Source organism: Janthinobacterium sp. SUN026 (genome assembly GCF_030397625.1).
Taxonomy (GTDB): domain Bacteria; phylum Pseudomonadota; class Gammaproteobacteria; order Burkholderiales; family Burkholderiaceae_D; genus Janthinobacterium; species Janthinobacterium kumbetense.
The window spans coordinates 78,538-98,179 of the sequence record NZ_JAPQNU010000006.1; the positions used below are offsets into that span (position 1 = coordinate 78,538).

Consider the following 19,642-nt stretch of genomic DNA (forward strand, 5'->3'; position numbering starts at 1 on the left):
GGCGCTCTGAAGAGCGCCTTTTTTATCCATATCTGAGCCGTGAAACGCCTGACAAAACCGTAGCGAGCGGAAGGGAGAGGTGGTCGAGAAGCGCAACCGTGCTGGAGCACGGTGAGCATCGCAGGCCGCCTATGCCGACGCGCAGTAGGTTTGGTCAGGCGCTTTCTTCGATGATCTCGAAGGAATGTGTAATCTCCGCCGTCTTGGCCAGCATGATCGATGCCGAGCAATATTTATCATGCGACAAGGCCACGGCCCGTTCGACGGCGGTGGGTTTCAGGGCTTTGCCGCGCACGGTGAAGTGGAAGTGGATCTTGGTAAATACTTTCGGATCGGTGTCGGCGCGGTCGGCCTTCAGGGTGACTTCGCAGCCACTGACGGCTTCGCGCCCTCGTTTCAGGATCAGCACCACGTCATAGGCGGTGCAGCCGCCGGTGCCCAGCAAGACCATTTCCATGGGGCGCGGCGCCAGGTTGTGGCCGCCGCCGTCGGGCGCGCCATCCATGGTCACCAGGTGGCCGGAACCCGTTTCTGCCCGAAAACTCATGCCCGACGGGCCATTCCAGCTGACTTTGCATTCCATCGTACTCTCCGAAAATTGTAAGCGTTTTGTATTGTAATAGAGGAATGCCCATCCATGTGCCGCCCGCCGGGCCGCAGCCGGCCTCGATTGCAGCTTGACGCGGCAAGGCAAAGCCGCTTATACTTGTCGGCTTTCCGTTCGCTCAGGAAAAGTAAATAAGGCAGAGTCCGCATAGCAGCATCGGCGGAACCACCATTTGAGCGTGTAATCTATTAGGAAGTCAACATGAAAACATTTTCCGCTAAAGGACATGAAGTCCAGCGCGATTGGTTCGTGGTTGACGCGACGGACAAAGTCCTCGGACGTGTTGCCAGCGAAGTGGCACTCCGACTGCGCGGCAAACACAAACCAGAATTTACTCCTCACGTCGATACCGGCGACTTCATCGTCGTCATCAACGCAGGCAAACTGCGTGTGACCGGTACCAAAGCTACTGAGAAAATTTACTACCGTCACTCTGGCTATCCAGGCGGCATCTACGAAACCAACTTCCAGAAAATGCAACAGCGTTTTCCAGGTCGCGCGCTTGAGAAAGCGGTCAAAGGCATGCTGCCTAAAGGCCCACTCGGCTACGCAATGATCAAGAAGCTGAAAGTGTACGCGGAAGGTTCCCATCCGCACGCTGCTCAGCAACCTAAAGCACTTGTTCTCTAAGGAACTGACATGATCGGTAATTACAATTATGGAACCGGCCGTCGCAAAAGTGCAGTGGCTCGGGTTTTTATCAAAGTTGGCACAGGCTTGATCGTTGTTAACGGCAAACCAGCAAACGAATACTTTTCGCGCGAAACGGGTCTGATGGTCATCCGTCAACCACTGGAACTGACCGGCAATGTTGAGCGTTTCGACATCAAAGTCAACGTCCATGGCGGCGGTGAGTCGGGCCAGGCTGGTGCAGTTCGTCACGGCATCACCCGCGCTCTGATCGACTACGATGCAGCGTTGAAACCGGAACTGGCGAAAGCCGGCTTCGTTACCCGCGATGCACGTGAAGTCGAGCGTAAAAAAGTTGGTCTGCGCAAAGCACGTCGCGCAAAGCAATTCTCGAAGCGTTAATTTCTACGCTACAGCACCTTCCGGGGTGCTGGTCGAAAAGCCGCTGGACTTCGGTCTCGCGGCTTTTTTGCATTTCAGCGTGACTCGGCGTTGCGCTGTAAAATACGCGGAAATCCCGTGGGGACTGTCTCCCCTCCATCTCTATGCAATATATACACAAGGAAAGAACATGATCAAAGTTGGCATCGTCGGCGGCACTGGATACACGGGCGTGGAATTGCTGCGTTTGCTCGCTACCCATCCAGATGTCGAGTTGACGGCGATTACTTCGCGCAAGGAAGATGGCTTGCCCGTTGCTGACATGTATCCTTCCCTGCGTGGCCACGTGAAACTGGCGTTTTCCTCGCCCGATAAAGCCAACCTGGAGCAGTGCGACGTGGTCTTCTTTGCCACCCCGCACGGTGTTGCGATGGCGCAAGCTCCAGCGCTGCTGGCCGCCGGCGTGAAGGTCATCGACCTGGCTGCCGACTTCCGCCTGAAAGACCAGGCCAAGTTCGAGCAGTGGTACAAGATTCCCCACACGGCGCCTGAACTGATCGAACAGGCCGTGTACGGCTTGCCGGAACTGAACCGCGAAGACATCAAGCAAGCGAAGCTGATCGCCAACCCCGGTTGCTACCCGACCACCATGCAACTGGGCTTTTACCCGCTGCTCAAGGCAGGCCTGGTCAATGCGGGCGGCTTGATCGCCGACTGCAAGTCGGGCGTGTCCGGCGCCGGCCGCAAGGCGGAAATCGGCATCCTGTTCTCGGAGGCAAGCGACAGCTTCAAGGCCTACGGCGTGGCCGGCCACCGCCACCTGCCGGAAACGACGGCGCAATTGCAGCGTTTCACGGACGAGAAAGTGGCGCTGACCTTCACGCCGCACCTGGTGCCGATGATCCGCGGCATGCATTCGACCCTGTACGCGCAGCTGAACAAGGATGTCAGCAATGAAGAATTGCAATCCTTGTTCGAAGAGCAATACAAGGATGAGCCTTTCGTCGACGTGATGCCGTTCGGCTCGCACCCGGAAACCCGCTCCACGCGCGGCTCGAACATGCTGCGCCTGGCCTTGCACCGTCCCGAAGGCGGCAATACCGTCGTCGTGCTGGTGGTGCAGGACAACCTGGTCAAGGGCGCAGCGGGCCAGGCCGTGCAATGCATGAACTTGATGTTTGGCCTGAAAGAAACGGCCGGTTTGCAACACATCGCCGTGATGCCTTAAATATAGGCACAGGCGTTTGCGCAGGTCCGGCGCCTTTTTGCCGGACCTGTGATAAATTGGACTGCCACGTACCCCGACAGGATGACGTTCATGTTCGAGCGCAACGCGAAAAACCCCATCGATACCCTGATCGGCGCTTCCACGCGGATCGAGGGCGACTTGCTGTTTTGCGGCGGTCTGCGCATCGACGGCCATGTGCGCGGCAACGTCACGGGCGAGCCGGGCGACCCCACCTATGTGGTGCTGGGCGAGGCGGGCCGCATCGATGGCGAGGTGCGCTGCTCGAGTCTGGTCGTCAGCGGCGAGATCAACGGCCCCGTGTATGTGTCCGAAATGCTTGAAATCCAGCCAAAAGCCCGCATTGTAGGAGAGGTCTATTACAAGGTGCTGGAAATGCACAGCGGCGCGCAAGTCCAGGGCAAGCTCAGCCGTCACGACAGCGCCGACCCCGTGCTGCACCTGGCCGTGTCGGAAATGTGAGCAGGAACAACACCCGCCAGCCGCGCCAGCGGCGGCCGCAGCGTGACTTGCGCCAACAGTCTATAATGAGGCTATGTTTTCTGAGGAGTCTGAAATGAATGCAGTCGCTGAAATGCAAGATGTGATCCCTTCGCCTATCATCTTTACCGATAGCGCCGCCGAAAAAGTCGCGCAGCTGATCGAGGAAGAAGGCAATCCCGACCTGAAATTGCGCGTGTTCGTGCAGGGTGGCGGCTGTTCCGGCTTCCAGTACGGCTTCACCTTCGACGAAATCGTCAACGAAGATGACACCACCATGGTCAAGAATGGCGTCCAGCTGTTGATCGATTCCATGAGCTACCAGTACCTGGTCGGCGCGGAAATCGACTACAAGGATGACCTGGAAGGCGCGCAGTTCGTGATCAAGAATCCGACAGCCACCTCGACCTGCGGTTGCGGTTCGTCTTTCTCGGTATAAGCACACCCGAGAAAACGCCCATGGCGGCGTTGCATTGCCTCGCCGTACTATTCGTACTGTCTTCGGTAATGCGCCTTGCCCTGAACGTTTTTCAGGCGCGCCGGTTTACAGGCGCAGCGTAAAAATAGCGGATCGATGATCCGCTATTTGTGTTTCTGGAACACTTGTTCTTGATCAACGCGGTATCAGCGCGGGTATAGCGCGCCCAGTACCCGCAATCCCTGCGCGCCCGTCACTGCCGGCAAGTTGCCCGGCTTGCGCTGCGTAAAGCGCCAGGCCAGCCACGCAAAGGCCAGCGCCTCGACCTGGCTGGGCGCCACGCCCAATGCTTGCGTGGACTCCACCGCCATGCCCGGCAATTCAGCGGCCAGCGCCGCCATCAGGCTGGCGTTCTGCGCCCCGCCGCCGCACACATACACGGTTTCCGCCTGTGCCCCGTCGCGCAGGATGGCGCGCGCCAGGCTGGCGGCCGTCAGCTGGGTCAATGTCGCCTGCACGTCGGCGGGCAGGGCGGTGGGGTAATTGGCCAGCTTGGCGCTCAGCCAGTCGGCATGGAACAGGTCACGGCCCGTGCTTTTCGGCGCCGGCAAGTCAAAATAGGGCTCATCGAGCAAATCTGCCAGCAGGGCGGGGATGACCTGGCCCGTGGCGGCCCAGGCGCCGTTGGCGTCGTAGGGCTGGCCCAGGTGCCGCAAGACCCAGCCATCCATCAGCGCATTGCCGGGACCCGTGTCGTAGCCCGTCACCGTGCCATCCGCATGCAGCACGCTGATATTGCTGATGCCGCCGATATTGGCCAGCACGCGCGTGTGGCCCGGCAGATTGAAGATGGCCTGGTGAAAGGCCGGCACCAGCGGTGCACCCTGGCCGCCGGCCGCCACGTCGCGGCTGCGCAAGTCCGCGATGACGTCGATGCCCGTCAGTTCGGCCAGCAGGGCCGGATTGTTCAACTGGCGCGTAAAACCCAGCTCCGGGCGGTGGCGGATGGTCTGGCCATGCGCGCCGATGGCGGCGATGGCGTCCGCGACGATGCCCGCGTTGCTTAAAAGCATGGCGACGCAATCGGCGTAGTGGCGCACAAGTTGATTGGCCGCCAGCGCTTCGCGTTCGATTTCATTCTGGCCGGCACTTTGCAAGGCCATCAGGTCGGCGCGCAGGCTGGCGGGGAAGGGAATGTACGCATCGCCCAGGCTGCGCGTGCCCTCGTCGGAAAAGTCGACCAGCGCGCCGTCGACGCCATCGAGGCTGGTACCCGACATTAAACCGATATACAGCATGGGGTTTTCCTTGAATACGTAAGTGGTGAGGTGCATTGTGCCGCATTTGTGCCGCACGCAAAAGCGCGCAGGAAAAACAAAAGCGCGCAGGAAAAAACAAAGGCACCGGCCATCTGCATGGGCGGTGCCTTTGTATATTGCCCGAAGGCAGTCTTGCTTAACGCGACGCCAGGGCCGTGTCGTTCGGACGCAGCAGGGTGAAGCGGTGCATCATGTCATTGGACACCATGCGGAAGCGGCTCAGCTCGGCGGCCGTCAATGGCGCCTGGGCTTGCACATTCAGCTTGCTTGGGTCTTGCGCCACGCCGCCAACGCGGAATTCATAGTGCAAATGGGCGCCCGTGGACCAGCCGGTGGTGCCGACGTAGCCGATCACATCGCCCTGGCTCACTTTTTGACCTTTTTTCAGGCCCGAAGCGAAGCGGCTCATATGCGCATAGGCGGTCGTGTAGTTGGCCCAATGTTTCAGGACAACAACATTGCCGTAACCGTTTTGGCTGCCGACGGAATCGACCACGCCGTCGCCCGAAGCGCGGATAGGCGTGCCCGTTGCTGCAGCGAAATCGATGCCTTTGTGCGCTTTCCAGTTGCCGGAAATCGGGTGCACGCGCATGGAGAAGCCGGACGAGATGCGGGAGAATTCGAGGGGGGATTTCAGGAAGGCTTTTTTGAGGGACTTGCCGTCGAAACTGTAGTAACCGCCGCCTTGCTTGCTGGCTGGGTCTTCGAACCAAACGGACTGGTAAGTCGTGCCGCGGTTGGTGAATTCACCGGCCAGGATGCGGCCCGCTCGGACAAATTCGCCATCTTGCCAGAATGTTTCATAGACAACATTGAACGAGTCGCCGCGTTTCAGGTCGGAGCGGAAGTCGATATTGGTGGAGAACATTTCCACGATTTGCGCGGAAATCGAGTCTGGCAGGCGGGTGCCGTCCAGGCTGGAGTCGGTGGCGGCGAACAGGGTGGAGGTAATCTTGCGCGCGTGCATTTCAACGCGGCGTTCCAGCTGGGCTGCCACTTCCGTGGCCACGAACTTGTCGCCCTTGCGGGTGATCAGGATATTCTTGACCGATTTGTCCGTGCCGTCGACGAGGGTGGCGCGCATCCAGTTGAGGTCGCCGTTTTCGGACGTTTGCGCTTGTACGCGCTTGCCCGATTTCAGCAACATCACGCCGCGCGCGATCTTGTCGGTTTTGATGAAATTGGCGGCCACCGGATCATCCACGCCGAGACGGGTCAGCAGGGTGGCGAGGGTATCGCCGGCGCGGACTTTTTCTTCGTGGGTGAAATTCTGGTCTACCTGTTCCATCGCAGAAATTTGCGAGGCGAGATCAGGCATTTCCAGGTTTTGGGCGATGGACGTGACCGGCAAATCGGATGCGTCGGGCGCCATGGGCGACACAGCGACCGCGCCGAAGGCGGCCACGGCGAGCAGCACTGCGGAGGCACCGATAATGCGTGCCTTGCGTGTCGTCGTCAGCTGTGTGTACAAGCGTGAGCCTGTGATTTTATGTATAGGGTTCATGCAATCAGTTAAAATTTGCCCTTGAACGATTCGTGAACTAGTGCTCTTTGTTATTGTTATTTTGGTTCGTTTTCATACGGCAAGATTGATGGGATCGAGCATTATAGCAAACTCCGCAAACCTACTACCATTTTGAGATCTACAGTCAAATTTTATGGAAATCAACACCACCGCATCGCCTACAAAGGCTAACGCCGCTCAGACCGCGCTTCCGCTGTCGGACAGAGTACAAGAAGCCCTCGCGATTACCAAGCGTGGCGTCGACGAACTCTTGATCGAAAGCGAATTTGCGCAAAAATTAGCACGCTCCGAGAAAACCGGTGTTCCACTGCGCATCAAACTGGGCCTGGACCCGACCGCACCCGACTTGCATCTGGGCCATACTGTCGTGCTGAACAAGATGCGCCAGCTGCAAAACCTCGGCCATCAAGTCATTTTCCTCATCGGCGACTTCACATCCATGATCGGCGACCCGTCGGGCCGCAACGTCACGCGTCCGCCCCTGACCAAGGAACAGATCGAGATTAACGCGATGACGTATTTCGCGCAAGCATCTTTAGTGTTGGACGCCAGCAAGACCGAAATCCGCTATAACTCCGAGTGGTGCGATCCGCTGGGCGCGCGCGGCATCATCCAGCTCGCTTCCCACTACACGGTGGCGCGCATGATCGAGCGCGACGACTTCACCAAGCGCTTCCAGGGCGGCATTCCTATTTCCGTACACGAATTCCTGTACCCGCTGATGCAGGGCTACGACTCGGTGGCCCTGAAATCGGACCTGGAACTGGGCGGCACGGACCAGAAGTTCAACCTGCTGGTGGGCCGCGAACTGCAAAAGCAGTACGGACAGGAGCAGCAGTGTATTTTGACCATGCCTCTGCTGGAAGGTTTGGACGGCGTGGAAAAAATGTCCAAGTCGAAGAATAACTACATCGGCATCACGGAACCGGGCAACACCATGTTCGCCAAGCTGATGAGCATTTCCGACGTCATGATGTGGCGCTACTACGAGCTGCTGTCGTGGCGCTCGATCGCCGAACTGGCGCAGCTGAAGCGCGAAGTCGAGGAAGGCCGCAATCCGCGCGATGCCAAGGTTGCGCTGGCGCAAGAGATCGTCGCCCGCTTCCACTCGCAGCAGGCGGCGGAAGATGCGCTGGCCGACTTCGTCAACCGCTCGAAGGGCGGCATTCCCGACGATATCCCGGAAGTGACCTTGGTCGGCGCGCCGTTGGGCATTTCGCAACTGCTGAAACAGGCGGGCCTGTGCCCATCGGCGTCGGAAGCCATGCGCAAGATCGACCAGGGCGGCGTGCGCATCGACGGCACCGTCATCAGCGACAAGGGCTTGCAAGTGGCAGCCGGTCAGTTCGTGTTGCAAGTTGGCAAGCGCAGCTTTGCGCGCGTCACCTTGACGGCATGATCGCGCTGCTGCAGCGCGTCACGCAGGCAAAGGTCGACGTTGCCGGCGCCACCATCGGCGCCATCGACGCCGGCCTGATGGTGCTCGTGTGTGCGGAGCGGGGCGATACGGAGAAGGAAGCGGACGCCCTGCTGGCCAAGTTGCTCGGCTATCGCGTGTTTGCCGACGAGGCGGGCAAGATGAACCGCAGCGTGACGGACGTGGCCGGCGGCTTGCTGCTGGTGCCGCAGTTCACCTTGGCGGCCGACACCAAGTCCGGCACGCGCCCGTCGTTTACGCCGGCAGCCGCGCCGCAGGACGGCTTGCGCCTGTTCACGCATTTCGTGGACCAGGCGCGCAGCCGCCATGCGACCGTGCAAACGGGGCAGTTTGGCGCCGACATGCAGGTGTCGCTCACCAATGACGGCCCCGTCACGTTCTGGCTGCAAGTGAACGCCAAACAATAACTAAGAGAGGAGCAAGCGATGAAATTGTGGAGCGAGACGTTTCGTGATGGCGGCCTGATGCCGGCCGATCATGCCTTTGCCGAGATCGATCCGGCCAGCCGCGTGCGCCTCGCCGGCAACCGCAATCCCCATCTGGCCTGGGACGAGGTGCCGAACGGCACCGAGTCGCTGGCCCTGTTCTGCATCGACCCCGATGCGCCGCAAGACGCCAGCCTGGTCAATGTTGAAGGCCAGACCCTGCCGCTGACGGCGCCGCGCGGCGACTTTTATCACTGGAGCTTGCTCGACTTGCCGCCTGCCATGCGGGTTATTGCCGCCGGAGAATTTTCCAGCGGCATCACGCCGCGCGGCAAGGCTGCCGGGACTGCTACTGGGCTGCGCCAGGGCTTGAACGACTACACGGGCTGGTTTGCCGCCGACCCGGACATGGCCGGCGACTATTACGGCTACGATGGCCCGTGCCCGCCGTGGAATGACGAGCGCATCCACCACTACATTTTCCGCCTGTATGCCCTCGACGTGCCGCAGCTGACCTTGCCCGAGCGTTTTACTGGGCAGCAAGCCCACGCCGCCCTTTACGGCCACATCCTCGACGAAGCCCAGCTCGTCGTTGCCTATTCGCTCAACCCCGAATTGGCACTTACCCTGAAGAAATAACGCATGAGCACCACGATTTTACTGATACGCCATGGCGAAACGGCCTGGAATGCGGGCCGCCGCCTGCAAGGCCACATCGACATCGCCCTGAACGAGGCGGGCCTGGCGCAAGCGGGGGCGCTGGGGCAGGCGCTGGCGGACGAACCGCTGGCCGCCATCATCGCCAGCGACTTGCAACGCGCGCAGCAGACGGCGCAAGCCGTGGCCGACGTGAAAGATTTACCCGTGCAAACGGATTCCTTGCTGCGCGAGCGCTGCTACGGCGCCTTCGAAGGCTTGCTGTATGCGGACATCGCCGCGCGCTATCCGCACGAGTATGCGCAGTGGCAATCGCGCCAGATCGACGCCGTGATGCCGTCGGGCGAGCGCGAGGCCGAAAGCTTCCGCCAGTTCTATGCGCGCGCAAATGGCGCCATCGCCCGCTGGGCCGGGCAATATGACGGCCAGACGATCGCCATCGTGGCCCACGGCGGCGTGCTCGAGTGCGCTTACCGCGAGGCGGTCGGCATGACGCTCGACAGTCCGCGCGACTTCCAGGTCAAAAATGCCAGCGTCAACCGTTTTTCTTACGCGGACGGCAAACTGCATTTAGTGCACTGGGGAAATATCGAACACTTGAGCGCGCCCGCGATGGACGAACTGGGCTAAGCGGTCCCTCCTCACTCTGACGCACTGAGCAAAAAAATAGTGCTTATTAATTAGGCAGGGAATCGGTTAAAATAGCAGGTTCCTCCGTCCATTCCAGGTTCTTCAGTGCAAATCGGCCCTCACATTCTGCGCAACAACGTTTTCGTCGCTCCCATGGCGGGCGTGACGGATCGGCCTTTCCGCCAGTTGTGCAAGCAGTTGGGCGCCGGTTACGCCGTGTCGGAGATGGCGGCGTCGAATCCGCGCCTGTGGGCGACGGAAAAAAGCTCGCGCCGCACGGACCATGCGGGCGAAATGGAGCCAAAGGCCGTGCAGATCGCCGGCGCCGATCCGCAAGACCTGGCCGACTGCGCCAAGTTCAACGTGGACCGGGGCGCGCAGATCATCGACATCAACATGGGTTGCCCCGTCAAAAAGGTGTGCAACAGTTGGTGCGGTTCGGCCTTGTTGCAAAACGAAAGCCTGGTCGAAAGGATCTTGCACGCCGTCGTCAACGCCGTCGACGTGCCCGTCACCCTGAAATTTCGCACGGGCTGGAACCGCGAAAACAAGAATGCCCTGAAAATCGCCCGCATCGCCGAACAAGCCGGCATCCAGATGCTGACCCTGCACGGCCGCACCCGCGCCGATGGCTACAAGGGCGATGCCGAATATGAAACGATTGCCGCCGTGAAAGCATCGGTGGGCATTCCCGTGGTGGCCAACGGCGACATTACCAGTCCTGAGAAGGCCCGCTTTGTGCTGGATCAAACTGGCGCCGATGCCGTCATGATCGGCCGCGCGGCGCAGGGCCGGCCGTGGATTTGCCGCGAGATCGACCACTTTTTGCGCACCGGCACCTTGTTGCCGGCGCCTTACGTGGATGAAGTCCGCACCCTGATGGATGAGCATTTGCGCGCCCATTACGCGTTTTATGGGGAATTTCTCGGCGTGCGCACGGCGCGCAAGCACATCGGCTGGTATGTCAAGGATCTGGAAGGCGGCGAAGCGTTCCGACAGCAAATGAACTTGCTGGAGTCGACGGAAGCGCAGTTGCTGGCCGTCGATCAATTTTTTGAGTCGCAATGGAAATTTGGCGAACGGTTACAATACCGCCTCTCCGAATCCAGTGAAAGTGGCCTGATCGATGTGATCGAACCTGCGGCCACGGCAGCATGAGCAGATAGCAGCAAGCAGCATAAATCAGTGACCAGCAGTACAAGGGCGAGCGCCTATATACAGAGCGTCATGCAATATTAATTACAACACCGAGGCAAGAGGGCAGCACGCGGACCGCATGAGCGACGCGGCACCGGATAGCCAGGTGTTCAGCCGGTTGAAGCATACAAATGAGCAAAGAAAGCATTCAGGAAGTCGTACAGAAAAGTCTAGAAGATTACTTCAATGACCTGGGCGAACAGCAAGCATCGAATATCTATGACATGGTCGTGCTGACCGTGGAAAAGCCCATCCTGGAAGTCGTGATGACACGCGCCGATGGCAACCAGTCGCACGCCGCGCAGATGCTGGGCATCAACCGCAATACCCTGCGCAAGAAATTGCAGGAGCACGGTTTGCTGTAATGCCGGCATGCAAGTGACGCCAAGATTTGAATCCGCCGCCGCCTCAGCCAGACGACTGAGCGGCGCCATTCGCCAAGAACACTTAACCACCTAGCCACAGCCATGATCAAACAAGCTCTCCTCTCCGTTTCCGACAAGACCGGCGTTCTCGAATTCGCCCGCGCCCTGTCCGCCCTCGGCGTCAACCTCCTGTCCACAGGCGGTACCGCAAAATTGCTGGCAGACAACGGTGTTCCCGTCACGGAAGTTGCCGATTACACGGGTTTCCCGGAGATGCTCGATGGTCGTGTGAAGACCCTGCACCCGAAAGTGCACGGCGGTATCCTGGCGCGCCGCGATTTCCCTGAGCACATGTCGAAACTGGTCGAGCACGACATGCCGACCATCGACATGGTGGTGGTCAACCTGTACCCGTTCCAGGGCACGGTCGCCAAGGCCGATTGCACCCTGGAAGACGCGATCGAAAACATCGATATCGGCGGCCCGACCATGCTACGTTCGGCGGCCAAGAACCACAAGGACGTGGTCGTCATCTGCGACCCGAGCGATTACGACGCCGTGCTGGCGGAAATGCGCTCGGCCGACGGCAAGGCCGGCGACGTGAGCTACGACACCAAATTCATGCTGGCGAAAAAAGTCTTTGCGCACACGGCGCAATACGATGGCGCCATCACCAACTACCTGACCAGCCTGGGCCCGACGAAAGTGCACGCCGAGCGCGGCGCCTACCCGCAAATCCTCAACGTTGCATTTGAGAAAGTGCAAGACATGCGCTACGGTGAAAACCCGCACCAGAGCGCCGCCTTCTACCGCGACCTGGTCGCCACCGAGGGCGCGCTGGCCAACTACCGCCAGCTGCAAGGCAAGGAATTGTCGTACAACAACATCGCCGATGCGGATGCGGCCTGGGAATGCGTGAAGAGCATGGGCGGCTTCGAGCAAAGCGCCGCTTGCGTCATCGTCAAGCACGCGAACCCATGCGGCGTAGCGTTGGGCAAGAATGCGGCGGAAGCGTATGCGCGCGCCCTGCAGACGGACCCGACCTCGGCATTCGGCGGCATCATCGCGTTTAATACCGAACTCGACGGCGCCACCGCCGGCGAAATCGCCAAGCTGTTCGTCGAAGTGCTGATCGCTCCATCGTTCTCCGCCGAAGCGAAACAGATTCTGTCGAGCAAGCAAAACGTGCGCATGCTGGAAATCCCGCTGGGCGGCGGCGTGCACGCCATGGACTTCAAGCGCGTCGGTGGCGGCTTGCTGGTGCAATCGCCGGATGCGAAAAACGTCGGTATCGGCGACTTGCGCGTGGTCAGCAAGCTGCAGCCAACGCCGCAGCAATTGGCCGACCTGATGTTCGCCTGGAAAGTGGCGAAATTCGTCAAGTCGAACGCCATCGTCTTCTGCGGCAATAACATGACCCTGGGCGTGGGCGCAGGCCAGATGAGCCGTATCGACTCGGCCCGCATCGCGTCCATCAAGGCGCAAAACGCCGGCCTGAGCCTGACCGGTTCCGTGGTGGCGTCGGACGCCTTCTTCCCGTTCCGCGACGGCCTCGACGTCGTCGTCGACGCGGGCGCGACCTGCGTCATCCACCCGGGCGGCTCCATGCGCGACCAGGAAGTGATCGATGCGGCGGACGAGCGCGGCGTTGTCATGTTGTATACCGGAACCCGTCACTTCCGTCATTGATCTGGAACAGGCCGGGATTCAATACCCCGGCTGGCAGTAACTCAGCGGCAGGCACCGGTTATTCACCGGTGCCTGCCGTATTCATTATAGAATCTGGCGATGATTATTCTTGGCATCGATCCTGGCCTGCGCACGACCGGCTTTGGGGTCATTGAAAAACACGGCAACAAGCTGCGCTATATCGCGTCGGGTACCGTCAAGACGGGTTCCGAAGGGGAATTGCCGCCGCGCCTGAAGGTCATCCTGCAAGGCGTGGGCGAAATCGTCGGCACCTACCAGCCCGATTGCGCGGCCATCGAAAAAGTGTTTGTCAACGTCAATCCCCAATCGACCTTGCTGCTGGGCCAGGCGCGTGGCGCGGCCATCTGCGCGCTCGTCAACGCCGACCTGTCGGTGGCCGAATACACGGCGCTGCAAGTGAAACAGGCCGTCACGGGCCACGGCAAGGCGGCCAAGGAACAGGTGCAGGAAATGGTGTCGCGCCTGCTGTCCTTGCCCGGCTTGCCCGGCACGGATGCGGCCGATGCCCTGGGCGTGGCCATTTGCCACGCGAACAGCATCGATGCGCTGGCCATGATCGGCGCGCTGGCGCCCCAGCTGCAGGGGCTGCGCATGAAGCGCGGCCGTTTAGTGGGATAGCTGCATGGCCCTCATATATATACACAACATTAGGAACACGCGATGATAGGCCGTCTCTCCGGTATTTTGCTTGAAAAGAATCCGCCACAATTGCTGGTCGATTGCCAGGGCGTCGGCTATGAAGTCGACGTGCCGATGAGCACTTTTTACAACTTGCCCCACGTGGGCGAAAAAGTCGTGCTGTTCACGCACCAGGCCATCCGCGAAGATGCGCATTTGCTGTTTGGTTTCGGCAATGCGGCCGAGCGGGCCGTATTCCGCCAGTTGATCAAGATCACGGGCGTGGGCGCGCGCATGGCCCTGTCGATTTTGTCCGGCATGACGATTGCCGACCTGGCCCAAGCCATTACCCTGCAGGATTCCGGCCGCCTCGTGAAAGTGCCGGGCATCGGCAAGAAGACGGCCGAACGTTTATTGCTGGAATTGAAGGGCAAGATCGGTGCGGATCTCGGTCCGCTGGGCGCGCACGCGGCGCCCGATGCGCAGTCGGATATCCTCAACGCGCTGGTGGCGCTCGGCTATTCGGACAAGGAAGCGCTGGCGGCCGTGAAAAACGTGCCGGCAGGCAGCGGTGTGTCCGATGGCATCAAACTGGCGCTGAAAGCGCTGTCGAAAGGCTGATAGGGCATGAGCATCCAGACCGACAGCTTCACGGAACAGCGCATCATCGATGCGGCGCCCATTTCGCACAACGAAGAGGCCATCGAACGGGCCTTGCGCCCGAAGCAACTCGATGAATACGTAGGGCAGGAAAAGATCCGCGACCAGCTGGAAATTTTTATCACGGCCGCACGCCAGCGCAAGGAAGCGCTCGACCACACTTTGTTGTTCGGCCCGCCTGGCTTGGGCAAGACGACCCTGGCGCACATCATCGCGCGCGAAATGGGCGTCAATTTGCGCCAGACCTCCGGCCCCGTGCTGGAGCGTCCGGGCGACCTGGCGGCGATCCTGACGAACCTGGAAGCGAACGACGTCCTGTTCATCGATGAAATCCACCGCCTGTCGCCTGTCGTGGAAGAGATTTTGTATCCGGCACTTGAGGATTATCAAATCGATATCATGATCGGCGAAGGCCCGGCCGCCCGTTCCGTGAAACTCGATCTGCAGCCGTTTACATTAGTGGGCGCCACCACGCGCGCCGGCATGCTGACCAATCCGCTGCGCGACCGCTTCGGCATCGTCGCCCGGCTGGAGTTCTACAACACGGGCGAATTGACGAAGATCGTCACGCGCAGCGCCGCCTTGCTGAAGGCGCCCATCGATCCGGAAGGTGCGCACGAAATCGCCCAGCGCGCGCGCGGCACGCCCCGCATCGCCAACCGCCTGCTGCGCCGTGTGCGCGATTTCGCGGAAGTCAAAAGCAATGGCGAGATCACCAAAGTGGTGGCCGACCGCGCACTGGCCATGCTCGACGTCGATTCCGCCGGTTTCGACGTGATGGACCGCAAGCTGCTCGAAGCCGTGCTGTTCAAGTTCGGCGGCGGCCCCGTTGGTATTGGGAATCTGGCGGCAGCCATCGGCGAAGCGGCCGATACCATCGAAGATGTGCTGGAACCGTATCTGATACAGCAAGGTTTCCTGCAGCGCACGCCCCGTGGCCGTGTCGCCACGCCGGCCGCCTACCTGCACTTCGGCGTCAGCGCGCCGCGCATGGGTCCCGGCGGCGAAGCGTGGGAACTGTGATGGCGGACGGCAGCCAGCAGACCGCGCCGGGCATGCAGATCTGGATCGACGCCGACGCCTGTCCCGTCGTCATCAAGGAAATTTTGTACAGAGTCGCCGACCGCCTGGAGTTGCCGCTCACCCTGGTGGCCAACCAGGGCTTGCGCGTGCCGCCTTCGCGTTTCATCCGCACCGTGCAAGTGCCGTCCGGCGCCGACGTGGCGGACCAGGAAATCGTGCGGCTGTTGAATCCCGGCGACCTCGTCATCACGGGCGACATCCCGCTGGCCGCCGACGTGCTGACGAAGGGCGGTTTTGCGCTGAACCCCCGTGGCGAGTTTTACACGAAGGACAATATCGCCCAGCAACTGACGATGCGCGCCTTCATGGAAGAATTGCGCAGCGGCGGCGTCGACACGGGCGGCCCGGCCGCCTTCAGCCAGTCGGACCGGCAACAGTTCGCCAACAGCCTGGACCGGCATTTGAGCAAGCATCACCGCAAGCCGGCGTAAAGCGGCAGGCGAAAAAAAACCGGCGCAAGCCGGTTTTTTTACATGTGCGTGAAACTTAGCGTGAAACTTTTCGCGTGCCCACCACTTCCACCGTCACGCGGCGGTTCTTGGCGCGCCCGGCGGCGCTCGTGTTGTCGGCCACGGGCTGCGTTTCTCCCTTGCCTTCCGTGTAGACGCGGTTCGTTTCCACGCCTTGCGCCACCAGGTAAGCCTTGACGGCTTCGGCGCGGCGCTGCGACAGTTTCTGGTTGTAGGCGTCCGGACCGACGGCATCCGTATGGCCCACCGTGACGATGACTTCCAGGTCCATGCCATTCAACTGGCCCAGCAACTGGTCCAGCGCCGCCTTGCCTTGCGGCTTGAGCGTCGATTGATCGAAATCAAACAGCGCTTCCGCGGCAAATGATACTTTTTCCGAGACGGGTGCCGGCTTTACCTCGGCCACGGGGGCCGGTATGGTTTCGCTGATGGGCGGCAATGCCACTTGCGGCGCCGGCTGGTAGGCGGGCGTGGCGCTGGCCGGGCGGCCCAGTTTATACACGAGGCTGACGGAATACAGGTCCGCATCGCCGCGGTTGCCCACGGCGTCGTTCAAGCGATAGCGCTCGACTTCGCCGCGCAGGGCCAGCGCTTCGCTGAACTTGTATTCCAGGCCCAGGCCCAGCTTGGCGTTGAGTTTGCGCTCGCTGGCATGCGTGTTGGCCGAACCCAGCAGGCGGTTGCCGCTGAACTCCGTATTCGTCTTGGTGTAGTGCATGCCGACCCGGCCCAGCAGGGACAGGCGCTGCGACAGCGGCAACTGGCCCAGCAAGTCCAGGTTCACGCCGCGAAAGCCCGCTTGTCCGTTCAGCACGCCGTTGCCGCTGGTAGTCGACTGGAAATCGAACTTGCCCAGGTCAAAGTAGCCCGCTTCCACGGCGACATACTGGTTCAGTTGCCGGCCGACAAACAATTTATAGCCCGTGTCGCGCTCGTCCTTGGCAAAACCGGTGACGGTTTCGCCATTCGCGGCCAGGCTGGCGCGCAGACGCGGTTCGTCGATGGTGGCGCGCGACTGGCCCGCGCCCGCGCCGAGGTACCAGGCGCTGTTGGCCCAGTCCGGGTTGATGAAAGTGTTGTCCTGCGCCTGCGCCGAGTGGGCCGCCAGCAAGGCGCCGGCCATCACGCTCAGGGCGCCCAGTGTGTGTGCGATAGTCATGGTCATGTCCCGGTTATTTGGTGATCTGGTTGTTGCGCAGGGTAACGGCGGCAGCCGTCAGCACGCGGCCGTTGAGCAGGGTCGTGTTGTCGCCCACCGTGATGGCGGCCGACTGGCCCAGGATATTGCCTTTGAAGACGCTGTTAGCGGCCAGGGTGGTGGGGCCGACGGGCAGCCAGCTGACGTTGTCGGCCGTGGCGCCATTGTTCAGGGCGACCACCGAGTTGACGGTCGAATTCAAGGTCAGCGCCGTGCGGAAGATGTACACGCCGGGACCGTTCAGGGTCAAGGTACCCGTAATGCTGATGGCGCCCGCGTAGCAATACACGCCGGGGCCGAAGGTCTGGCCGCCCAGGTCGATGCCGCCGGCAAAGCTGACGTCGCAAGTGCGGCTGTTGCCGTCCGTGATCGCCGCTTGCAAATCCGTCATGGCGCCGGCCAGGATGGCGCCCGACTTGTAGTTGGTAAAACCGGCCGCCTGGGTCGGGTCGACCGTTTGCGACGGCGCACCGACGTCGCCCGTGATCAGGGTGGTGCCGCCCGAATTGTTCGTGATCGAGGTACCGGCCAGCACGCCGAATGGCGCCGCGCGGCCCAGGATGATCGGGTTCAGGATGGGCGGGATGGCGACGGCGGTGACGGTCAGCAGCGCGCTGCCCGACTGGCCGCCGGCCGTGGCCGTGATGTTGCTGGTGCCGACGGCGATGCCCGTGGCGACGCCCGTGTTCAATACCGTGGCATTGGCGACCGTAGCCGACGTCCAGACGGCGCTATTGGTGATGATGGCGTTCGAGCTGTCCGAATACGTTGCCGTGGCAACGAATTGCTGCGTGGCGCCGATAGCGATGCTGGCGGTGGCCGGCGTGACGGCGATGCTGACGATGGTGGTGGCAGGGACGGTGACGGTGGTGCTGGCCGTCTTGCCGTTGAAGCTGGCATTCATGACGCTGCTACCAAAGGCAACGCCGGTGACGAGGCCATTGCTGGCGACGCTGGCGAAAGCGGGCGTGACGGCAACGAAGCTGCTGCCGGCCGTGACGTCGGCGGTGCTGCCATCCGAATACATGGCGAGGACGGCCAGCTGGCGCGTCGCGGCGACGGGAATGATGGGGTTTTGCGGCGTGACGGCAATAGCCAGCAAGGTCGCTGGCGTGACGGTCAGCACGGTGCTGGCCGTGAGCGTGCCCGTGGTGGCCGTGATCTGCGTCGTGCCGGCAACTTTGCCCAGGGCCAGGCCGCCAGTGGCGATGCTGGCCGTGGCGGGACTGGCCGAGGCAAAGGCCGAGACGGCCGTGACGTCGCGCGTGGCGCCGTCGCTGAAGCTGCCGCTCACCGTGAATTGCTGCGTTGCGCTGATGGCGATCGATGGCGCGAGCGGCGTGATGGCGATGGCCGTCAAGGTGGCCGGCGAGACGGTTAGCTGGGCCGCCGCGCTCTTGCCGCCGAACGCAGCGCTGATGCTGCTGCTGCCGGCAGCCACGCCAGCGGCAACGCCGCTGCTGGCATTGACGGTGGCATTGGCCGGCGTGGCCGACGTCCAGGCCGACTTGGCGCTGACGTCTTGCGCGGAGCCGTCGCTGTACGTGGCGATGGCCGTGAATTGCTGGCCCGCGCCGATGGCGACGGTGGCCGTGGCGGGCGTGACTGCCAGGCTGGACAGGGTGGCGCCCGGCAAGCCGAGGATGGGATCGCGCCCCTGGTCGCCGCCGCCGCAGCCGGCGAGGGCGGTCATGGCCAATAAACCTGCCGAGACGAGCAGCGGGGTCAGATATCGCTTGAAGAGATTCATATAGTTCCTTTGTGCATGGCAGTCATTGCCGGGCATCCGCGGATGGGGTCATCCGGCAGAGCCATGCCGCCTTTCGCTACAGGGCGATGGCGTCACAGGCATGCACTATTTCATTTAGGAAACTTCAAGTATGTTCGGTGGCGCGCATAGCTTGCCCGCACGTGGAAATACGCGGGAATGCGAGGAATTTGGCCTGGAAAACAACAGGTTTGCCGCAGGGGGACGCAAAAAAGCCGGCGCAGGGCCGGCTTCATCAGGGCAGGGCGGTTGCTTACTCTTCGCGCACCCACGTTTGCGAGCGGCCAAACATCGGCACGCCGACATAGCCGCGCACTTGCAGCTTGGTGCCGCCTTCGATCAGCTCGGCCTTGCTCTTGTAGACCTTGCCGCTGGCCGGGTCCATGATTTCGCCGCCCGTCCATTCCTTGCCGTCATATTTCAGGCCGGACAGGATCACCAGGCCGATGATGGGCTGGTCCTTGTTGGCGCCCGTGCACTTGTCGCACTTGGGATTTTGCTCTTCGTTCGGGCCGCGGAACAGCTTTTCGATCTTGCCTTGCAAGACGCCATTGCTTTCCGTGATGACGACGAGGGATTTCGGCTTGCCGCTGGCGTCGTCGATGGTTTTCCACGTGCCGACGGGGGTGTAGTTGCCATCGCGCGCGGCGGCGCTGCCGGCGATGGGCAGGGCGGCCATCATGATGCTTGCTGTGACGCTTGCTTTGAAAATTTTATGCATTGCTAGTCTCCAATGGTTTTTTTGATCGGGTCACGAACAGTGTATATACCAAGGCAAGACCAGCCATCCTGCGCGGCGTCACGGATGACGCCGCGC

At 61.3% G+C, this 19,642-nt stretch carries 22 protein-coding genes; 16 read left to right on the top strand and 6 right to left on the bottom strand.

Features of this window, described 5'->3' with window-relative positions:
• Positions 1-154: 154 nt before the first annotated feature.
• A complete protein-coding gene (locus OX459_RS23700) occupies positions 155-583 on the bottom strand; it encodes an OsmC family protein (protein ID WP_070278278.1) in 429 nt (142 codons plus the stop codon).
• A 225-nt stretch (positions 584-808) separates the two neighbouring features.
• On the opposite strand from OX459_RS23700, the gene rplM reads away from it, so the two are divergent.
• The 5 genes from rplM (at position 809) to erpA (ending at position 3,783) form a co-directional block, all read left to right on the top strand.
• Positions 809-1,237 (top strand): 50S ribosomal protein L13, encoded by a 429-nt coding sequence (gene rplM / locus OX459_RS23705; protein ID WP_010393282.1) that lies wholly within the window; start codon positions 809-811, stop codon positions 1,235-1,237.
• Between the two features lie 9 nt (positions 1,238-1,246).
• Entirely contained in the window at positions 1,247-1,639 is a 393-nt protein-coding gene (gene rpsI, locus OX459_RS23710; RefSeq protein ID WP_010393285.1) for a 30S ribosomal protein S9, read from the top strand.
• Positions 1,640-1,808: 169 nt separating this feature from the next.
• Positions 1,809-2,846 (top strand): N-acetyl-gamma-glutamyl-phosphate reductase, encoded by a 1,038-nt coding sequence (gene argC, locus OX459_RS23715; protein ID WP_251350997.1) that lies wholly within the window; start codon positions 1,809-1,811, stop codon positions 2,844-2,846.
• A gap of 90 nt (positions 2,847-2,936) precedes the next feature.
• Entirely contained in the window at positions 2,937-3,326 is a 390-nt protein-coding gene (locus OX459_RS23720) for a polymer-forming cytoskeletal protein (protein ID WP_077408960.1), read from the top strand.
• Between the two features lie 94 nt (positions 3,327-3,420).
• Positions 3,421-3,783, top strand: coding sequence for an iron-sulfur cluster insertion protein ErpA (erpA, locus tag OX459_RS23725; RefSeq protein ID WP_029496047.1), 363 nt, complete (start codon positions 3,421-3,423; stop codon positions 3,781-3,783).
• A 185-nt stretch (positions 3,784-3,968) separates the two neighbouring features.
• On the opposite strand, the gene OX459_RS23730 is transcribed toward erpA, so the two are convergent.
• Both OX459_RS23730 and OX459_RS23735 read right to left on the bottom strand, forming a co-directional pair.
• Positions 3,969-5,096 (bottom strand): anhydro-N-acetylmuramic acid kinase, encoded by a 1,128-nt coding sequence (locus tag OX459_RS23730; protein ID WP_289906783.1) that lies wholly within the window; start codon positions 5,094-5,096, stop codon positions 3,969-3,971.
• 121 nt (positions 5,097-5,217) lie between these two features.
• On the bottom strand, positions 5,218-6,585 hold the full coding sequence (locus OX459_RS23735) for a M23 family metallopeptidase (RefSeq protein ID WP_099379945.1): 1,368 nt from the start codon (positions 6,583-6,585) through the stop codon (positions 5,218-5,220).
• 154 nt (positions 6,586-6,739) lie between these two features.
• On the opposite strand from OX459_RS23735, the gene tyrS reads away from it, so the two are divergent.
• From tyrS to OX459_RS23790, 11 genes are all read left to right on the top strand, one after another.
• Entirely contained in the window at positions 6,740-8,005 is a 1,266-nt protein-coding gene (gene tyrS, locus OX459_RS23740) for a tyrosine--tRNA ligase (protein WP_289906784.1), read from the top strand.
• Entirely contained in the window at positions 8,002-8,451 is a 450-nt protein-coding gene (gene dtd / locus OX459_RS23745) for a D-aminoacyl-tRNA deacylase (protein WP_034784767.1), read from the top strand. The genes tyrS and dtd overlap by 4 nt, the downstream gene beginning before the upstream one ends.
• 18 nt (positions 8,452-8,469) lie before the next feature.
• Complete coding sequence (locus tag OX459_RS23750) at positions 8,470-9,108, top strand: YbhB/YbcL family Raf kinase inhibitor-like protein (RefSeq protein WP_289906785.1); 639 nt, start codon at positions 8,470-8,472, stop codon at positions 9,106-9,108.
• A gap of 3 nt (positions 9,109-9,111) precedes the next feature.
• Positions 9,112-9,756: a histidine phosphatase family protein gene (locus OX459_RS23755; protein WP_289906786.1), complete on the top strand. Its 645-nt coding sequence runs from the start codon at positions 9,112-9,114 to the stop codon at positions 9,754-9,756.
• 105 nt (positions 9,757-9,861) lie between these two features.
• The gene (dusB, locus tag OX459_RS23760) at positions 9,862-10,914 is read left to right on the top strand and encodes a tRNA dihydrouridine synthase DusB (RefSeq protein ID WP_099665512.1); all 1,053 of its coding nucleotides are present in this window, start codon (positions 9,862-9,864) and stop codon (positions 10,912-10,914) included.
• A 170-nt stretch (positions 10,915-11,084) separates the two neighbouring features.
• Complete coding sequence (locus OX459_RS23765) at positions 11,085-11,318, top strand: helix-turn-helix domain-containing protein (protein ID WP_008445162.1); 234 nt, start codon at positions 11,085-11,087, stop codon at positions 11,316-11,318.
• 102 nt (positions 11,319-11,420) lie between these two features.
• Positions 11,421-13,007, top strand: a complete 1,587-nt coding sequence (gene purH, locus OX459_RS23770) for a bifunctional phosphoribosylaminoimidazolecarboxamide formyltransferase/IMP cyclohydrolase (RefSeq protein ID WP_289906787.1) — start codon at positions 11,421-11,423, stop codon at positions 13,005-13,007.
• A gap of 99 nt (positions 13,008-13,106) precedes the next feature.
• Positions 13,107-13,646, top strand: a complete 540-nt coding sequence (gene ruvC / locus OX459_RS23775; RefSeq protein WP_251351003.1) for a crossover junction endodeoxyribonuclease RuvC — start codon at positions 13,107-13,109, stop codon at positions 13,644-13,646.
• 42 nt (positions 13,647-13,688) lie between these two features.
• Entirely contained in the window at positions 13,689-14,267 is a 579-nt protein-coding gene (gene ruvA, locus OX459_RS23780) for a Holliday junction branch migration protein RuvA (RefSeq protein WP_034784779.1), read from the top strand.
• A 6-nt stretch (positions 14,268-14,273) separates the two neighbouring features.
• Positions 14,274-15,329, top strand: coding sequence for a Holliday junction branch migration DNA helicase RuvB (gene ruvB, locus OX459_RS23785; protein ID WP_034749202.1), 1,056 nt, complete (start codon positions 14,274-14,276; stop codon positions 15,327-15,329).
• Positions 15,330-15,361: 32 nt separating this feature from the next.
• A complete protein-coding gene (locus tag OX459_RS23790) occupies positions 15,362-15,820 on the top strand; it encodes a YaiI/YqxD family protein (RefSeq protein WP_099668247.1) in 459 nt (152 codons plus the stop codon).
• A 55-nt stretch (positions 15,821-15,875) separates the two neighbouring features.
• On the opposite strand, the gene OX459_RS23795 is transcribed toward OX459_RS23790, so the two are convergent.
• The 3 genes from OX459_RS23795 to OX459_RS23805 all read right to left on the bottom strand — a co-directional run bounded on the left by OX459_RS23795 (position 15,876) and on the right by OX459_RS23805 (position 19,546).
• Positions 15,876-17,018, bottom strand: a complete 1,143-nt coding sequence (locus OX459_RS23795) for an OmpA family protein (protein ID WP_289906788.1) — start codon at positions 17,016-17,018, stop codon at positions 15,876-15,878.
• A 13-nt stretch (positions 17,019-17,031) separates the two neighbouring features.
• Positions 17,032-18,807: an ice-binding family protein gene (locus OX459_RS23800; RefSeq protein WP_289906789.1), complete on the bottom strand. Its 1,776-nt coding sequence runs from the start codon at positions 18,805-18,807 to the stop codon at positions 17,032-17,034.
• Positions 18,808-19,078: 271 nt separating this feature from the next.
• Positions 19,079-19,546, bottom strand: a complete 468-nt coding sequence (locus OX459_RS23805; RefSeq protein ID WP_289906790.1) for a DUF2147 domain-containing protein — start codon at positions 19,544-19,546, stop codon at positions 19,079-19,081.
• Positions 19,547-19,642: the final 96 nt, after the last annotated feature.

Bases quoted from the DNA above. Each gene is read 5' to 3' on its own strand.
- OX459_RS23700 (WP_070278278.1), bottom strand. From the start codon at position 583: ATGGAATGCAAAGTCAGCTGGAATGGCCCGTCGGGCATGAGTTTTCGG.
- rplM (WP_010393282.1), top strand. From the start codon at position 809: ATGAAAACATTTTCCGCTAAAGGACATGAAGTCCAGCGCGATTGGTTC.
- rpsI (WP_010393285.1), top strand. From the start codon at position 1,247: ATGATCGGTAATTACAATTATGGAACCGGCCGTCGCAAAAGTGCAGTG.
- argC (WP_251350997.1), top strand. From the start codon at position 1,809: ATGATCAAAGTTGGCATCGTCGGCGGCACTGGATACACGGGCGTGGAA.
- OX459_RS23720 (WP_077408960.1), top strand. From the start codon at position 2,937: ATGTTCGAGCGCAACGCGAAAAACCCCATCGATACCCTGATCGGCGCT.
- erpA (WP_029496047.1), top strand. From the start codon at position 3,421: ATGAATGCAGTCGCTGAAATGCAAGATGTGATCCCTTCGCCTATCATC.
- OX459_RS23730 (WP_289906783.1), bottom strand. From the start codon at position 5,096: ATGCACCTCACCACTTACGTATTCAAGGAAAACCCCATGCTGTATATC.
- OX459_RS23735 (WP_099379945.1), bottom strand. From the start codon at position 6,585: ATGAACCCTATACATAAAATCACAGGCTCACGCTTGTACACACAGCTG.
- tyrS (WP_289906784.1), top strand. From the start codon at position 6,740: ATGGAAATCAACACCACCGCATCGCCTACAAAGGCTAACGCCGCTCAG.
- dtd (WP_034784767.1), top strand. From the start codon at position 8,002: ATGATCGCGCTGCTGCAGCGCGTCACGCAGGCAAAGGTCGACGTTGCC.
- OX459_RS23750 (WP_289906785.1), top strand. From the start codon at position 8,470: ATGAAATTGTGGAGCGAGACGTTTCGTGATGGCGGCCTGATGCCGGCC.
- OX459_RS23755 (WP_289906786.1), top strand. From the start codon at position 9,112: ATGAGCACCACGATTTTACTGATACGCCATGGCGAAACGGCCTGGAAT.
- OX459_RS23765 (WP_008445162.1), top strand. From the start codon at position 11,085: ATGAGCAAAGAAAGCATTCAGGAAGTCGTACAGAAAAGTCTAGAAGAT.
- purH (WP_289906787.1), top strand. From the start codon at position 11,421: ATGATCAAACAAGCTCTCCTCTCCGTTTCCGACAAGACCGGCGTTCTC.
- ruvC (WP_251351003.1), top strand. From the start codon at position 13,107: ATGATTATTCTTGGCATCGATCCTGGCCTGCGCACGACCGGCTTTGGG.
- ruvA (WP_034784779.1), top strand. From the start codon at position 13,689: ATGATAGGCCGTCTCTCCGGTATTTTGCTTGAAAAGAATCCGCCACAA.
- ruvB (WP_034749202.1), top strand. From the start codon at position 14,274: ATGAGCATCCAGACCGACAGCTTCACGGAACAGCGCATCATCGATGCG.
- OX459_RS23790 (WP_099668247.1), top strand. From the start codon at position 15,362: ATGCAGATCTGGATCGACGCCGACGCCTGTCCCGTCGTCATCAAGGAA.
- OX459_RS23795 (WP_289906788.1), bottom strand. From the start codon at position 17,018: ATGACTATCGCACACACACTGGGCGCCCTGAGCGTGATGGCCGGCGCC.
- OX459_RS23800 (WP_289906789.1), bottom strand. From the start codon at position 18,807: ATGAATCTCTTCAAGCGATATCTGACCCCGCTGCTCGTCTCGGCAGGT.
- OX459_RS23805 (WP_289906790.1), bottom strand. From the start codon at position 19,546: ATGCATAAAATTTTCAAAGCAAGCGTCACAGCAAGCATCATGATGGCC.